Origin of the sequence: Mesobacillus jeotgali, assembly GCF_014856545.2 — a bacterium.
Taxonomy (GTDB): Bacteria; Bacillota; Bacilli; order Bacillales; family Cytobacillaceae; genus Mesobacillus.
Genome location: NZ_CP109811.1, coordinates 848,475 through 864,979, shown reverse-complemented (window position 1 = coordinate 864,979; position 16,505 = coordinate 848,475). Strand labels below are relative to the sequence as shown.

At 46.9% G+C, this 16,505-nt stretch carries 14 protein-coding genes; 2 read left to right on the top strand and 12 right to left on the bottom strand.

Translation table 11 applies throughout. The features are described from left to right. Nucleotides 1-151 precede the first annotated feature (151 nt). From FOF60_RS04335 to FOF60_RS04325, 3 genes are all read right to left on the bottom strand, one after another. Nucleotides 152-379, bottom strand: a complete 228-nt coding sequence (locus FOF60_RS04335; RefSeq protein WP_264647642.1) for a hypothetical protein — start codon at nt 377-379, stop codon at nt 152-154. Nucleotides 380-718: 339 nt separating this feature from the next. Further along, entirely contained in the window at nt 719-1,534 is an 816-nt protein-coding gene (locus FOF60_RS04330) for a YihY/virulence factor BrkB family protein (protein ID WP_192469604.1), read from the bottom strand. Nucleotides 1,535-1,584: 50 nt separating this feature from the next. Continuing rightward, a complete protein-coding gene (locus tag FOF60_RS04325; protein ID WP_192469605.1) occupies nt 1,585-1,947 on the bottom strand; it encodes a YtxH domain-containing protein in 363 nt (120 codons plus the stop codon). Nucleotides 1,948-2,275: 328 nt separating this feature from the next. Here FOF60_RS04325 and FOF60_RS04320 point away from each other — a divergent pair, with 328 nt between their 5' ends. Then, nucleotides 2,276-3,631 (top strand): alanine/glycine:cation symporter family protein, encoded by a 1,356-nt coding sequence (locus FOF60_RS04320; RefSeq protein WP_192469606.1) that lies wholly within the window; start codon nt 2,276-2,278, stop codon nt 3,629-3,631. Nucleotides 3,632-3,727: 96 nt separating this feature from the next. Beyond that, nucleotides 3,728-3,952: a DUF1128 domain-containing protein gene (locus FOF60_RS04315; protein ID WP_192469894.1), complete on the top strand. Its 225-nt coding sequence runs from the start codon at nt 3,728-3,730 to the stop codon at nt 3,950-3,952. Nucleotides 3,953-4,062: 110 nt separating this feature from the next. Here FOF60_RS04315 and FOF60_RS04310 read toward each other — a convergent pair whose 3' ends face one another. From FOF60_RS04310 to FOF60_RS04270, 9 genes are all read right to left on the bottom strand, one after another. Beyond that, a complete protein-coding gene (locus tag FOF60_RS04310; RefSeq protein WP_192469607.1) occupies nt 4,063-4,689 on the bottom strand; it encodes a molecular chaperone TorD family protein in 627 nt (208 codons plus the stop codon). Nucleotides 4,690-4,710: 21 nt separating this feature from the next. Then, nucleotides 4,711-7,809, bottom strand: a complete 3,099-nt coding sequence (locus tag FOF60_RS04305; protein WP_192469608.1) for a molybdopterin-dependent oxidoreductase — start codon at nt 7,807-7,809, stop codon at nt 4,711-4,713. After that, the gene (gene nrfD, locus FOF60_RS04300; protein WP_192469609.1) at nt 7,799-9,091 is read right to left on the bottom strand and encodes an NrfD/PsrC family molybdoenzyme membrane anchor subunit; all 1,293 of its coding nucleotides are present in this window, start codon (nt 9,089-9,091) and stop codon (nt 7,799-7,801) included. The genes FOF60_RS04305 and nrfD overlap by 11 nt, the downstream gene beginning before the upstream one ends. 12 nt (nt 9,092-9,103) lie before the next feature. Continuing rightward, nucleotides 9,104-9,991 carry a 4Fe-4S dicluster domain-containing protein gene (locus FOF60_RS04295; RefSeq protein ID WP_192469610.1) on the bottom strand — a complete coding sequence of 296 codons (888 nt, stop codon included), beginning with the start codon at nt 9,989-9,991 and terminating at the stop codon, nt 9,104-9,106. Nucleotides 9,992-10,015: 24 nt separating this feature from the next. Further along, complete coding sequence (gene tatA / locus FOF60_RS04290) at nt 10,016-10,216, bottom strand: twin-arginine translocase TatA/TatE family subunit (protein WP_192469611.1); 201 nt, start codon at nt 10,214-10,216, stop codon at nt 10,016-10,018. 388 nt (nt 10,217-10,604) lie between these two features. Next, nucleotides 10,605-11,564 carry a nuclease-related domain-containing protein gene (locus tag FOF60_RS04285; protein ID WP_192469612.1) on the bottom strand — a complete coding sequence of 320 codons (960 nt, stop codon included), beginning with the start codon at nt 11,562-11,564 and terminating at the stop codon, nt 10,605-10,607. Nucleotides 11,565-11,803: 239 nt separating this feature from the next. Beyond that, nucleotides 11,804-13,144 (bottom strand): sigma-54-dependent transcriptional regulator, encoded by a 1,341-nt coding sequence (locus FOF60_RS04280; protein ID WP_192469613.1) that lies wholly within the window; start codon nt 13,142-13,144, stop codon nt 11,804-11,806. Next, nucleotides 13,116-15,389 (bottom strand): ATP-binding protein, encoded by a 2,274-nt coding sequence (locus FOF60_RS04275; protein WP_192469614.1) that lies wholly within the window; start codon nt 15,387-15,389, stop codon nt 13,116-13,118. The genes FOF60_RS04280 and FOF60_RS04275 overlap by 29 nt, the downstream gene beginning before the upstream one ends. Continuing rightward, on the bottom strand, nt 15,386-16,390 hold the full coding sequence (locus FOF60_RS04270) for an ABC transporter substrate-binding protein (RefSeq protein WP_192469615.1): 1,005 nt from the start codon (nt 16,388-16,390) through the stop codon (nt 15,386-15,388). Before FOF60_RS04270 ends, FOF60_RS04275 begins: the two co-directional genes overlap by 4 nt. Nucleotides 16,391-16,505: the final 115 nt, after the last annotated feature.

Below are 16,505 nucleotides of genomic sequence, written 5' to 3'. Positions count from 1 at the left end.
TGAATGGTGATGGACACTTTTTCTCTGGTTTCATCGATTTCTGTCCGTCATGAGTCTGATGACGAACACTTTTTCTTTGTTTCAACCGATTTCTGTCCGTCATTTCTCTAATGATGGACACTTTTTCTCTGTTTCTTCCGATTTCTGTCCATCATAGCCCTGATGATGGACAGTTTTTCATTGTTTCCATCCATTTCTGTCCATCATCGCTCTGATGACGGACACTTTTTCTCTGTTTCTTCCGATTTCTGTCCGTTTTCTTTGTTTCCAACCATTTCTGTCCATCATCGCTCTGATGACGGACACTTTTTCTTTGTTTCCACCGATTTCTGTCCGTCATCGCTCTGATGACGGACACTTTTTCTTTGTTTCCAACCATTTCTGTCCATCATCGCTCTGATGACGGACACTTTTTCTTTGTTTCCACCGATTTCTGTCCGTCATTTCTCCGCTTATATCCATAAGCACTTCCGCAACAGAAAAGCGCCCCTCGAGTGGGGCGCTTTTCCATTAGTGATATCCGTTTGATCCGTTTGCTGAACCGGATGTTTTTTGGCTGTGGTTGCTCTTGCCTTTCTGCTTCGTGCTTCCGTCTTTTTTCGTCTTCTTTGCCATCCTGAATTCCCCCTGTTCATAAGAAGTGAGGAGCAAGCCTCTACAGTATCTTCTGCTAAAAAAGCAGAGGTTACCTGAGGTAATTTCAGGATAAATAATGGCATCAGCAGCCTGCTTTCTTTTCACTGTAATAAGCATTGATTTCTCCGCCGATGATGATGATGTATGCGGACAAATAGAGCCAAATCAACAGGACGATGATTGCTCCGATACTGCCGTAAGTAGCAGTGTAGGAAGCAAAGTTGCTGACATAGTAGGAGAAGCCCAGAGATACAAGAACCCATCCTCCGGTCGCAAAAATCGATCCCGGTATACCGCTCACGCAGGTGAGCTTCTTGTTGGGAGCAATCCAGTACAGGCCAAGAAAAACAATGAATAAAATCAAAATACTGATCACCCAGCGAAGCATATTCCAGACGTAAAGGAATTCTTCTTTCAGTCCGAAATTCGCAAAAAGCCAGCTGCCGATTTCTTTTCCGAACACCGGCAGGATCAAAGCGACCAGAAACACAAAAATCATCGCAAATGTCAAAAAGATCGCCATAAATCTGCTCACGATAAACGACCTGGTCTCTTCTACCCGGTATGCACGGTTAAATGCCCTGACAATTGCATTGATCCCATTCGAGGCTGACCAAATTGTCGCCAATAAACCAAAGCTCAGCAATTTCCCGTCTTTTTTCATGATATCCTCCAGACTTTTCTTAATCAGTTCCATCGATTCACCTGGAGCATAATCATCAAAAAAACCGAGGATATCCACTTCTGAAATGGGCAAATAAGGGACCAATGTGACCAAAAAGATCAACAGCGGAAACAAGGAGAGCAAAAAGAAATATGCAAGCTGCGCGGCAAGTGCCGGAACATCGTCCTCCTGTATCCTCTGCCACATATGCCTGAAAAATGATATATCAACCATTGATTCACCTCATTTATGCTTTCCTTGTCCTGTCATGGGCTTGTCAATCATTATTCTTTTTCATCTATATGCTGCTGTGTTTGCCCAGATGCGGCAATCTTCCTCAGCGTTTCTTTTGTATCTTTTACAAGCTCAGTAACCTGAGGCGGTACATCCTTTATTTCTTCGACCTTCTCGGTGATAAAAGCCACGTCCTCTGTTACTTGTTCCACGGTAGTCCGCACTTTATTCGCTGTTTCCCTCAGGTCTTCAATAAATTCATTTGGATTTTTGACAACATACATAACACCATTCGATACCTTGCTGAAATCCTCTTTTACTGCCTGCCGGGTCGATTTTTCCAAAAGAGTAACCGCTCCGCCGGCCATCGCGCCTAAAACCATGCCCATCCAGAATTTTTTCGAACTGCCCATTTTTTCTCCTCCTAAAGTCTTCCTTTTCGTATTGCAGGTCTGTTTGCCTGCCTCCTAACTAACATTTTCCACGATTGCCAACACTTAATGCAAGTGTTGTGAAAACTTTTTTAAATATCCAATTAAAATCATAATTAAGTTACTCTATAAAAATTTTAAAAGTTGAATAATATTTTAAAAGGAAAAATCCCTTAGTGACGGCTGCTCACGTATGATTTCACCTGCCCTTCTAAGTTTTACCTAATGGATATCGCTTGACTTAACCCTAATTATCAGAATATTCTTGTTGAAGAACATTTTCTGAATATAATTTTTAAGGGGGAGCACTATGACATTTGAAGAATGGGTTGGAAAAATAAGCGGCTGGGTTTGGGGCCCACCTCTATTAATCCTGCTTGTTGGGACGGGGATCTATCTTACCTTCCGCATTGGCTTCTTGCAAATGAGGCTGCTGCCTTACTCACTCAAGCTGGCATTTACTAAGAAACAGGACAAAAAATCGGAAGGAGATATTTCTCATTTCCAGGCATTAATGACCGCACTTGCTGCGACAGTAGGCACCGGAAATATCGCCGGGGTCGCAACAGCGATTTTCACAGGCGGACCTGGATCTGTATTCTGGATGTGGATTACTGCATTCTTCGGAATGGCGACGAAATACGCGGAAGCTGTTTTAGCCGTTAAATACCGGGTCGAGGACAAGGATGGCGAGATGTCTGGCGGTCCAATGTATTATTTGGAACGCGGACTTGGCCAAAAATGGCTTGGTGTGTTATTCGCATTATTTGGCGCAATAGCTGCTTTTGGGATTGGCAACCTTGTTCAATCAAATTCGGTTGCAAGCGTCGTACAATCAACATTTTCAGTGCCTGCCTGGGTAACTGGTCTTGTACTGACGATCTTCACTGCACTTGCCTTGATTGGCGGAATCAAAAGCATCGGAAAAGTCACTGCTCTTTTCGTACCAGTGATGGCAGCATTTTACCTTCTTGCTGGCCTTGTGGTCATGATCATGAACTTTGACCTTGTGCCAGCTGCCGTTGCACTTATTTTTACAGATGCCTTCACTGGAGAGGCTGTGGCAGGCGGTGCGCTCGGTACAGTCATCCGGATGGGTGTTGCCCGTGGTGTCTTCTCAAACGAAGCAGGACTTGGTTCCGCACCGATTGCTGCTGCGGCAGCCAAGACAGACTTACCTGGACGACAGGCACTTGTATCGATGACCCAGGTGTTCATTGATACCATCGTCATCTGTTCAATTACGGGAATTACCATTGTCATGGGCGGACTGTACACAGGAGATACAACAGCAGCCGACCTTACTTCAGCGACCTTCGGCAAGTTCCTTGGCCAGACCGGCTCTGTAATCGTTGCGGTCGGATTGTTGTTCTTCGCATCATCGACAATCATCGGCTGGTCTTATTACGGGGAAAAGTGTTTCTCGTATCTATTCAGCAAAAAGGTCGTGTTTTACTATCGAATCGCGTTTGTCGCAGCTGTATTCATCGGAGCAATTTCCCAGCTAGAAATTGTATGGGGCATTGCCGATGTCATGAACGGGTTGATGGCCTTCCCGAACCTGATTGGTCTTCTCGGGTTATCCGGTGTGGTGGTTGTTGAAACCAGGAATATCCTGAATGCGATTAAAGAAGAAAAGAACGAAGCAAACACATATAGTGCCTGATCACAATCCGGTGTCCGAAAGACGCCGGATTTGTAATTGACTTTTTTTGACGGACGTGGAAAGATGGTTGTACAACCATTGAAAGGATTGAACGGAGTGGACTTAACTAAAAATTCCCCTGAAAACGTTGATTTCATGATCGAAAAAATCAAGGAAAAATTGAATGTCATGAACCTTGGCGCGATTAAATCGACACATTTTGACGGCGAGATGTATGAAGAACTGAAAGAAATCTATGATATGATCATGCGAAAAAATACCTTCAGCCCGAATGAAATGCAAGCGATCGCTGAAGAGCTTGGTAACTTAAGAAAGCAGTAATTGGAGCAGGCACACATTAATGTGCCTGTTTTTTTGCGGTCAGACTCAGACTGCGGTGTGCTATCAGGCATAAAAATGAAACGGTCCCATTTTAAGGACCGTTTCTTCATTTACGCTGCCACTTTCCACTCTTCACTCATCATTTCCGCGTAAAAGCCGAGGAACTCTATAAAGAATGGATGTTTGATTTTCAACTCTGCATTTTCGAGCAATGGTTTCAGGACCGGCCTGATGAACCTTGTAAGCATCTCTGCCTCTATTTCTTCGAGCTGCTGGAGGTGTTCGCGGCCGCCCTCTTGTTCCGCTTTGATCTCTCCCTGTAAAATCGAGCTCATGAACGCTGTCATGCTGCCGAAGTGGTCTGGCAGCCGATCTTGCTGGAGCGGGAAGTAAAAGGCTGTTTTTTCATAAAGGCCGATCAGGCAAAGCAATTCATGCCGGCGGGCTTCTTCATCTTCATTATTTTTCGTATAAGAAGAAAAGTAAGGGGAGACAAAATGATCTCCCGGTATGAAGAAGTGATTGTCATACCAGAGCTGCACTTCATCCCGATTGTATAAGGAATGAAACGAGAGCTCCTTACGCATTCCTTCAGGGACATCATTCATGAATGCTTCATAGGTGTCCCAGTCCCCCAGCCAGATGCTTGTCATGATATTCGCAATCGCCAGCTTTCCATATCGTTCTTCCATCATTGTCTCCACCTTCATTTTCAACAAGTTTTCAGGGGTGCCCACCAGGCATCCCCCGATGTTGTTTTACACTCTGTCCACGTCCACGAATACGTCCTGCTGTGCCGGTCCGCCGATCAGCAAGTCTGCGAGATAGCCTTCGAAATAGCTGCCATCGCGGTCTGATAAGGCATTGACCGAGAAGCCCAGTCCGCGCGGTTTCGCGTAGCCTGATTCTTCATGAAGCGGTTTATTGAATTCATAGCCTGTGTGGCCGTATTTTCCGGCTGGCTCGATTGTTTTGCCGTCTACTTTGACTGCCTTAGAGCCATAAGCATCATGGCCGAAGCTGAAGTTTGCTCCGACGACACCTGGCTTGATTCCTGGTGTTACGAGCGCGCGGCCTTTTACTCTTGAGTTATTGGATGTAATGTAGATTTCATCATCCGTTTTGATGCCTTTTTTCTTCGCGTCGATCGGGTTGATCCACAGATAGTTTTCCGGCTTCACTTCACGGAGCCAGGCATTTCCTTCAGTACGGTGCGTTGCCATATTTCTTGATTTCCAGTTGATGAACTGCAGCGGTTTGTTTGGCTTATAAACTTCGCCGTCATAAGTCTTGATTTCCTCTGCTACCGGCAGACCTTCAAAGAATTTTCCTGTGTAGGCACTCTTGAAGCCTGCTGCTTTTTCATCGTAAAAATAAACCTGTTTTGCCCATTGATACTTGAGCTTGTTGCCGATATATTCATCTCCTGCTGCCTCAAAGCGTCCGCCACGGTTCAATACGTAGACGACTTTCTTCCACTCTTCCGGTTTGACAGCACTTTTCAGTTTCTGGATGTCAAAATATTTGCCGAGCGCTTTCTGCCTTGCTTTTTCAAAAATCGCCAGCTCTTCAGCGTTTGCGTCCTTGACCGGCTTCTTGCCGTCAAAGGCGATATTCGCAATTCGTTTTAAGTAATAATCTTCCGGTGTGTGTATCGCCGAGCCATCAGCAAGAGCCTTGTCGCCGACACCTGGAAGGCCCAAACCTTTTAGTAAATCGATATAAACTTGCTCCGTTGGCCGTGCGTCAGGTACAACTCTCGTTACCGGCTGGATGACGCCTGCGAACTTATGTTTCAGGATTGGGAAGATATCCTCCGCATTCCAGCTTTCAAGATACGCAAGATCCGGTAAAATGAAGTCTGCATATTTGGAAGTCTCGCCAATGATGACATCTGATGCCACTACCAGTTCAACCACTTTAGGATCCCTGATGAATTTCGCCTGCATCTCTGACCTTGGACCAGCCATTACCGGTGATGTCCTGTTGATGAGCAATGCCCTGATTTTGTATGGATAGCCTTCAGCCGAGCTTGGAAGGACATCATGGATCAGTTTATTGCCGAATGGATACCAAGGCCGTTTTGCCGGATAGCCATCTTTTTCGAATAATGATGTTTTTTCATAAGGTACTTTATGTCTTGTGACCGGGATGCCCCAGCCTTTGTTAGCGTTTGGCACCGTTACAAGATCGTATCGTCCTTCGGTTGCTTTGTACTTGGCGCCGAGGACAGTGTCGCCGCCCTTCCAGTCATGGTTGCCGACAAGGTGGTTCAGCATATTGATGGCGCGTACACTATAGTAGCCATTCGTATGCATCGCCGGTCCACGGTAAGAATGGATGCCGACCTTTTTGCCATGGGATGTGAATTCACGGGCAATCTGGACAATCTGGTCCACTGGCACATCGGCCTGCTTTGCGTATTCTTCCATCGATTTTTCCATGACTCTTTCCTTAAAAATACGGAAGACAGATTTCACTTTGATGCCATTTATGGTCGTATCCACATCAAGCTCGCCGTTTCTTGCCTTCGCATGGGAAACTGGCTTGCCATTTTCGATGACCACAAACTCCTCGCCACCGATTCCAAGGTCCTGGGCACGGACGAACGGACGCTTCTTTTCGCCGACATTGACAAGGAAAGAGGCATCACTCCATGTTGTTTCGCCATCCTCATTCGCTGCTTCCTGGTTCGGATTGCGAAGGTAAATATCGTCATATCGGTTGTTTTCAATGATCCAGCGGGACATTGCCATCGCTAGTGCTCCGTCGCCACCCGGTTTTACCGGAACCCAGACATGGGCTTTCTCTGCTGTCTTGCTATAGCGTGGATCGATGACGACCATTTTCATGCCGCGGTCGATCGCATTTGTGATTTGCGGCGCGAATGTGGTTGGCCCGCGGTTTGCGACCATCGGGTTTGTTCCCCAGACGATGACCATTTCCGCATTGTCATAATCCGGAATCATCCGCTTCTTCGCCTTTTCAGCATCATGTGAGCGGACATTTCCCATTACGCTCGTGATGCCGCAGTAGCCGCCGTGATCATAATAGTTCGCTGTACCAAGGCTGTTGGCTGCAAGACGCTCGATGAATTCACGTCTATGTCCTGACATGACGGCGATCTGGTTCGCCTTTGGTCCAAAATCAGGATGATTCGTATCAATTAGGACATCCTTATATTTTTTATCAAAATCAGCTTTGGTCATTTCGCCAGCCTTCAATTTATCCCAATCCGCCATGACGGCAGCTTCCGGTGCGTATTTCCACATTTCTTTTAACCCAGGAGTGCGAAGGTCCTTGCTGCCCTCGAGGATTTCCTTGTAGGCCTCTTCCCAGCTGACTGTTTTCCACACGCCGCTGCCGCGTTCGCCTACACGCTTCAATGGCTTTTGGATCCTGAACGCATCATAGTTTGTCTGGATGCCAGCCTGCCCTTTCAAGCAGGTGCGTCCGCCGCGTAGTCCGCGACCCATCTTGGCAACATCCCCGGTTCCTTTTACCGCTTGCGATACTGGTGTGTCGTAGTTGATATGGCCGATTTGCACCATATTGATCGGGCTGTACTGGTTTCCGGCAATCTTGCGGACGATGGAGGAGTATGCCCCTCCTGCCGCTCCGGCTGTGATATAGGTTTTGATCGTACATGTCGCATTACACTGCTGGCATGACGTGAAAATAACGTTTTCGGCCGTGTAATCTTGATAATCCGTACCGGTTCCGTGCGGTGTATCGATCCAGACGTCGCCCATGACCTGCTTGATTGGCCCGACGAATGCCGGTCCGACGAATGCGACCGCTCCGAGCGTTCCGAGCGCTTTTAAAAACCCACGGCGTTTCATTGGTTTATTTTCCATTATGGCTCACCTCGTCAGAAGTTTCTTCGATTGGCAGCAGCAGCTCACCGAATGAGTAGATTAATAGCCCCATCGCGACAACACCGACGCTGACCATCCATTCCTTTATTGTCGGCGCGTAATTGCCCCATGGCAGTTCGTGGAACACTGGCACCACAAGCGGCGGCAGAACAATGTTGAAGCGGACGCCGATGATTCCGATAACTATCAGTACCGCGGCTGCAAGCAGTGCATTGACGTTCTGGCTTGTTTTTTTCCAGAAGACAATTGTGATCGGGATGACGGCTCCAAGGAACATTTGGACTATCCAGAACGACCAGGCTTTTTCACTGGCCATCATCGTTGCCAGCGTATCAAGGTGTTCTGCCTCAAGGCCGTACCAGCCAATCAGATATTCATAGAATTGAAGACCAAGGTCGATGATCAGGAAGCCGACCATCAGTTTTGCCAGTGATACAACCATGCCCTGGTCAATCGGCTGTTTCTGCACTTTTTTCTTGATGATATACATGGCTAAAAGAAGAGCCGTTCCCGAAACCATTGCTGATACGACGAAGATGATCGGGAAAAGAGCTGTATGCCATGCTGGTCTTGCTTTTACAACAGCGAAGATGGTTCCTGTTCCGCCGTGCACCCCGAGGATGGCCAGCGGAATCCCGATGGTACCGAGGATTTTCATCCACATATGATCACGCTTTTTCGTCGCTGCATTGATGGTTGCGTTTTTGAACGTAATCAATTTTGCGACAAAGCCTTTTAATGAATTCGTTTTTGCAGCGCGGACGAGGTCTTCCCTCATCGCGATGTAAAGCTCAACTGCCAGAAGTCCGATATAGACTAGATAAAAGTGGACCTCCCAGGCAAGTGGTGAAGTGACATTCCAATAGATGATCGCATTGAGCATCCGCTCCGGACGTCCAAGGTCCATCAGCACGAAGGTCAGCGCGACGATCATACAGACAATCGCGGTGAAAAGCGCCGCCTTACCGACTCTCTCGTACTCTTCCATCCCGAAAACGTAAATCAAGGTTGATAGCAGGAACGATCCCGCACTCAAACCAACGAAGAAGATGTAAAAAGCAATCCATGCACCCCAAGGGGTGATGCTTGATAGATTCGTAGCCGCCAGCCCGGTGATGAAGCGCTCGACGATAAAGTAACCACCGATCAAAAAGGCAACAGTTAGGGCTGAAATCCATATTTTAAAAGCTTTCGATACGGTCACATTGACTTTTGATTTTGATGTGCTTTTCTCTTTTAAATCAACAGCAAGATTGGCCATCGCCAGTCCCTCCTATCTTAGATAAATGACATTCGGATGTGTTCCAAGCTCTTCCTTCAGGCGGAATGCTCTTGGACTTGCAGCAAGCTTCGATACCACACTGTTCGGGTCACTGATGTCACCGAAGAAGCGGGCATCGCCAATGCACGTTTCCACGCATGCCGGCTCTTCGCCTCTTTCCAGGCGGTGGAAGCAGAAGCTGCACTTGCGGACTGTGCCGATCGGCGTCTTGCCTTTTTCGCGAGTTCCGCGTTCAACGCCGTATTCTGGGCTTGTGACATCATTCGCGCCTTGCATTTCCTGTTCATAGCTTTCGCCGAAATCGAAGGAGCGCGCGCCATAAGGGCAGGCAACGATGCAGTAGCGGCAGCCGATGCAGCGGTCATTGTCGATTGCGACAATTCCGTTTTCCATTTTATAAGTCGCTCTTGTCGGACAAACCTGGGCACAAGCCGGTTTGTCACACTGCATGCACGGTCTTGGCAGGTTGACTGCCTTGATGTTCGGGAATTCTCCTTCAAGTGATTCCATGACGACATTGTAGGAAATCCCCGGCGGCGTCCTGTTCTCAGCCTTACAGCTGACAGTACATGTATCACAGCCAACGCATTTTTTCAGGTCGATGACCATCGCCCATTTCGGCCCGTCACCCTTCCTGATATCCGGTCCATCAGCTGAAGCGTAGTAGTTGCCGAATTCCTTTGTCAGTGATGAAGAATAGACTTTATGGAAGTCTTCGATTTTCAGTTTACCGCTGATGACCTTCCTAGCATCGCGCGCCATGTTCAGGCCGAGCTCTGTGTCATACTGTGATTCATCCATTTCCTTCTTAGCATCTGGAAGCATCTTGTCGACGATTTTATCGTAATCTACCTTTTTCTCATTTGAAAAAAGACCCATTTCCAATCACCTCTTTTTATGCGTTTAGATTTCTTTTTTGATTTCCTTAAGGTCATCCGCGATATCATCGGTAATATCACTTGTCAGCTCACGAGTCGATTTCTTGAATTCCTTCAGCGTCTGTCCGAACGCCCTGCCTATTTCAGGCAGCTTTTTCGGACCGAAGATGATCAGCGCCAGAGTAAGGATTAAAATCAAACCAGGAATCCCAATATTGGATAGCATAATGCCACATCCTTTTTTTTATTTTTTTCTTTGCTTATTTATAATGCAAGCTGCGTGCCAACTTTTTTGGCATGGTGGATTATTAGGGGTTCGGACTGGTGGAGTGCTTGAGGGAGTAAGGCGCGGGGAAATCGTGACACTTTTGTGAACGAGAAAAAGCGGATGAAATCGAATTTTTGATTCGATCTCATCCGCTGGTTATGTGACATTTTGGCATGGTACTGCAATTTTGGCATGTGACATTTTGGCATGGTGTGTAGGAATGGCAGGGTACATTATAGCTTGGTACTGCTAGCTTGGCATATTACATTTTTGCTTGGTACTGCACTTTGGCATGGCGTGCAGGAAGGCGTGGTATCCTGCACGGGCACGGAATGAGCTTGAATGCTTAGAAGTTTTTACCTGGGGTATAGACTCTTCCTTTCTTCTCGCCGGTAATTATCAGGTCCAGCTGGGACAGCAGTCTCCTAGCCTGGTGGATGGAGGGAATTCCAAGAAAATCCCTGAATTGCCTGTTAGTAATCGACTGTCCATTAATGAGAAAGTAATCTTTTAAGGCAGCAACATGGGCATCCTTTGAAGTATGTCCACATTTCTTGCATCCCCATAGGCTATGAAACTTTTCCATGCCAATTGTATTGCAGGCTGGGCACTCCACTCCTTTCTGAAAATCACTATAAGGAAGTTCTGTTAAGTCCGGAAGATAAGGTGAATGTTTCCTCAACAAAAGTTTGACTATTTTCTTTATATCTTGATCCGTAAGTACTTCTTCTTGATATTTTTCAAGATACGGTCTGATTTTATACAAGATGCCTGGGGACTTGAAAACTCTTGAGCTGACCTCCTTATTTTGGGTTGGGTTTTTGATCAGGGCTTGTGAATTGGTGATGGCAACGAGCGGTTCAAACGGAGGCGGAGAAAATTGATGACTTCGTAGAAATGCTTCGAGTTGTCGGCCTTGTATTTTAGTCTGGAGGATAGGATCAGGGTATACTTTTTCGTTTCCGTTTAAATATTGGATCATTTGATTGAACTCAGGGTAAAATTCGAGCGTCCCGGCATAATACTTGGAATCAATCGGTATCATTAAGGAATTGGAGATGAATAAGGTGTCTATTTGGAAGTGAGTATCATTGTAGGGGATTCTGATATCATGCAGGATGGTAAAACTAGAGTGGTTGATTTGAGAGATGTGGTAATCTAATTCTTTTTCACCTTTGTAGCCTGCCTTTTTTCGGGATAACTTGTTTTCAAATTCTGCTTTTCGTGGATGATTTGCCGGTAATCGCCTTATTATGGCCTCATACATCTCTATTTCTTTTGGAATGGATCGATTTTTCGCTATCAAAAGCTTCACTCCTTCTATATAATTCTCCTAATCATTCGATATTTGTGCTTAAATTACCTCTTATTTAATTGTGACAATTTTTATTGGCGATGTTCACAACTTTATTGGCGATAATTTCGTTTTATTGGCGAAAAAATGATTTTATTGGCGATTTGACCCTATTTATTGGCGAAAATCAAATTATATTGGCGAACTGGAAATTTTGAGCGATTTTTTCCAGTTCGCCGCCCACCTCAAAGCTACTCTTTCAACCCATATTGATCAATCTTCCGATAAAGATTCCGCACACTGATCCCCAGCACATCCGCAGCCTTCGTTTTGTTCCAGTTCATCTGTTTCAAAGCGTTTTCGATGTGCACTTTTTCGACTTCTTCCAAGGAGCATAGCGGAGAAAGCTGAACTTCTATCTCAGCCTTTATTTTTGCAGAATGAGGCAAAAGCAAGTCATCACCTTGGATCATGCTTCCTTTCGATAGAAGCACACCGCGTTCAATCAGATGGCTGAGCTCCCGGACATTCCCCGGAAAATCGTACTCTTCAAGCGCTGCCAGTGCTTCTGCCGACAGCCGCTTCGATGGATCTTTGGTTTTCCCGATGAAATGGTCAATCAGCGCAGGCAGGTCACTCTTCCGTTCACGCAGCGGCGGGATCGTCAGCTTCACAACATTCAAACGGTAATACAAATCTTCGCGGAAACGCCCTTCAGCAACTTCTTTTTCCATGTCGCGGTTCGTGGCAGCGACGACGCGGACAGTAACATGCCTCTCCCTGACATCGCCGACCCGGCGGAATTCTCCCGTTTCTAGGAATCGCAGCAATTTTACCTGAAGCGCCAGCGGCATTTCACCGAGTTCATCCAAAAACAGCGTGCCGCCCTTCGCTGCTTCAACCAAGCCTTTCTTATCCTGGCTCGCTCCAGTAAAAGCACCGCGGGCATGCCCGAACAATTCACTTTCCAGCAGATGCTCTGGAAGCGCACCGGAGTTCACCGGCACGAAAGGTTCATCAGCACGGCTGCTCCAGTAATGGAGGGCCTTCGCGAACAGCTCCTTCCCGGTGCCGCTTTCGCCCTCAATCAGGACAGGCACATCACTGTCGGCAATCCGCCGCGTCATCTCAAGCACTTCTTTAAAATTGCCACTGTCACCGATGATGTTGAACTCATTATGCTGGGCGATGATCTTTTTCATCGAAGCATTCTTCTCTTTGAGCGCCTTATTTTCCGCAGCCTTGCCAATCGTCAATTCCAATTCTGATAGATTGTAAGGCTTGGTGATATAATCGAAGGCGCCCACCTTCATCGCTTCAATCGCGGTATCAATCGTCCCGTGCCCCGTCAGGATCAACACTTCCACATCAGGCTGGATTTTCTTTGTTTCTTTTAAAAGCTCGATGCCGTCCATGTTCGGCAGCCTGATATCATAGACGCCAATGTCGTATTCATTCTTCTTCATGAGTTCAAGGGCATCCTCGGCCGTGCCAGCGCTGTCCACGTCAAATCCTTTACGCTTCAGCCTTCTTACCAAAAGATCAAGCAAATCCTGTTCATCGTCAACGACTAGCAATCTCGTTGCTGACATCACAGCCCACCTCCACTGTTTCTTGTTCCGACGGCTCGCCGTTCTCTTCGCGGTCCACTGCTATTCTTTCTCCTGGGACACGACTGCTGATACCGTGGTCCACTGCAAATTCTTCACGACTGCCGATACTATTATCCATCTCTATTGGCTGATTTTCCACATCCCCTGCTGCACTCATGGAACGCCCTGCAGGCAGTTGGATTTCTACCGTCGTTCCTTCTGATGGTTTGCTGTCAATGGTGATGCTCCCGCCGAATTGCTGGATGATTCCGTAGCATACTGACAAACCAAGGCCGGTTCCTTTGCCGACTGGCTTTGTCGTAAAGAATGGGTCAAACAGTTTATCCATCGCTTCGGCAGGGATTCCGTGACCGCTGTCGGTCACTCTTATTGAAACTGCTTCCCCACTGCATACTGACGCGGAAACGATCAGTTTTCCTTCGCTTTCCATTGCATCCACCGCGTTATTGATCAGGTTGACGATGACCTGCATCAGCTTAAGGCCATCCCCATTCACGGCTGGGAGCCCTTCATCAACATGAATTTCAAGCTGGATTCGCTGCTTTTTCAGCTGATGCTCAACCAGGCTGACACTATTTCCAATGATTTCCTTCACTCGAATTCGGTCATCTGTCCAATCATTCTTCCGGGAAAAATTAAGCAGGTTACCTGTAATCCGTTTGCAGCGCTCGGTATTTTCCTTGATTTTACGAAGATAATGTTCCATTTCTTCTTCATCAAGGTCCTCGTCACCACCCTGGATTCTGTCGATCAAATCTTCTGCGTATACATTGATTGTCGCCAGCGGATTATTGACTTCATGCGCGAAGCTCGAAGCCATGATTCCAAGCGCGCTTAGTTTATCTGTCTGGATCATCGTTTCTTCCATTTGTTTTTGCTCGGTGATATCCTCAAGCACGACGAGGAACTCCCCCTCTTCTTCGATCGCGTGGTTAAGCGGAAAAACTCTGTGCCTGAAAATCCGCTCGCCATTTGCACCGTCCTTGAACTTCATGACTTCGTCGGCGATTTTATCAAGGTCCGGACAAGTAATCGGACAATTCAGGCAAGGCATATTCTCCCCGCCAATCACCGCGTAACAAGGCAGGGTCAACCGGTCCTCCTTCAGCCACCCTTTTAAAATCGGATTCATCCAGGTGATTCGGTATTCCTTCGTCACGAGCGCCAACCCGGCACCAATCCCGTTGACAACCACATCGAGCCTTTCCTTCTCCTGCTCGAGCAGCCTTGATTTTTCAAGCAACTCCTTGCTCATATCATTGAACGAATCAGCAAGCTTACCCAGCTCATCGGTCCGTTTCATCTTAACCGGCTCAATTTTGCGGCCTTTCTTCAAATTGTTCATTTCCCTGTCAATTGAAACGATTGGCCTTGTAAAATAAAGCCCTGCCCAAACGCTGATCAAGCTGACGGTTAAAATCAGCAGGGCGACTGCGCCTATGCCGCTTTGCAGCATCCTGTTGATTGGGGCAAAAGCCGTTGTTTTCGGCTGCTCCATCACCAGCACCCAGTTCAAGTCAGCAATTTCTGCTGTTACACCAATCTCGTCCTGGCTTCCAGATGCCTGTTTTTGCCAGAGCTTGCTGTAATCCTGGTGGGCAATGACCCGTTCTTTATCATCGACTAAATAAATATATGAGGAATGGTCCTGCCGCATCGAGGAAATTTTCCCGATGATCTTCTGGAGCTGGACAACGACCCCAATCGCTTTTTTCGACTCATCTTCGTAAAAAGGAATCGCCAGTTTCATGACAGGCTGGCCATATTGGTTGAACTCTACCTGGCCATACACCCTGTCACGAGTTTGCAGTTGGAACCACATATCATCCGTGAACCAGCGCTCGTTATTCCCTGCAATATTGAGTTCGTAGCGGGACACCCTTTTTTCCACAAAGCCCTGATCATCCGCAATGATGACCTCCTCGATTGATTCGCTTTGCTGCAGGAGTTCATATAACGCGCTTTGTTTTTCATCCAAAAGATTAAGAGATGCAAGGACATGGATCCGCTGGAAGGTCTGGCTGAATTCATACTCGATTTCACGAGACAGATTCTCGAGCACCAAATGCTGTTTTTCGACGATTCTTGTTTCCAAATCCGCTTTTACAAAAGAATAGTAATATAAACTGATTAGCAGCAGCGGAATCGTCGACATCACTACTCCAAATACAAGGACCTTGTTGCGAATTGTCTGCGAGTGCATGAAATCAATCAGAACTCTCATCGCTCCCTGCCTCCTTGAACTTCAGGATGGATCAGTTCGGCGATATGCAGCAAATCCTGATTAATGGCGACTCCAAGCGCGTCCTTCGTCTGCTGGTTGACTACAAAGCGAATCCCATCTGGCAGTTCGACAGGCAATTCCCCCGGCTTGTTCCCCTGAAGTATCAGGCTGACGAACCTTGAAGCCTGGTAGCCCTGTGAATAAAAGCTAGACCCATAGCTTGCCAGCAGCCCCTTCTCTGCTTCAAAATCATACAATCCCATAGCCGGTATTTTTTTCTCCTCGGTCAGTTTCACAATCTCTTCTGTCAGAGATTCGATCCTGAAACTGGGTAGGACAAGGATTGCCTCTCCTTCACCAACCGATTTCCATAGAGTATCCAGACATTGTTTTGAAGCATCACATGGGGCGATGGCCACCCCCAACTCACTGGCTGCATGCCTCGTTTCCTCAAGGCTTAATTTGCTGACATCAATCTTGCTGTCATAAATCACATGCACCCTGCTAATAGCGGGCACGAGTGAAGTCAGCATCTCGAGACGCTTGCCAGAGATGCTGGCATGGTAGTTATTAATTCCTGTAAAAAGGCCACCTGGCGACTTGTAATCTTTGATCAAACCAAGTTCCTTCGGCGCCGCAAGTCCTGCAAAAACAACCGGAATCTCGATATTGGCCTCATCCATTTTTTCCTTTAGCCTAAGGGTTTCAATTCCGCCGAGCGTAACGATCAGGTCGGGATCTTCTTCTAGAAGCTGATCAATTTGCTTGTCAATCAGCTCTTCATCATCATGTGCATTTTTCACCGTAAAATGGACTTCCTTGGCGCTATATCCCAGATCCTTCAATCCCGCTTCCAGACCGGTGAATTTCTCATAACGGTTTTCGCCGATCATCAAGACGCCAACTTCTGTCGGTTTATCCCCCCTGATTCCAAGAAAAGCATATAAAAGAGCCGAAATGGCTATCGTTGTCAGAAAGAAGAAATACCACTTTGTTTTCACAGCCTGCGCCCCCATTTCCAGTATTCACTTCCACTATAACGGAAAAAGCAACGTAGCCATCTTGATAAAAAGGATAATTTTATGAACATAAAAAAGGTTCCCCTCATATAGAGGA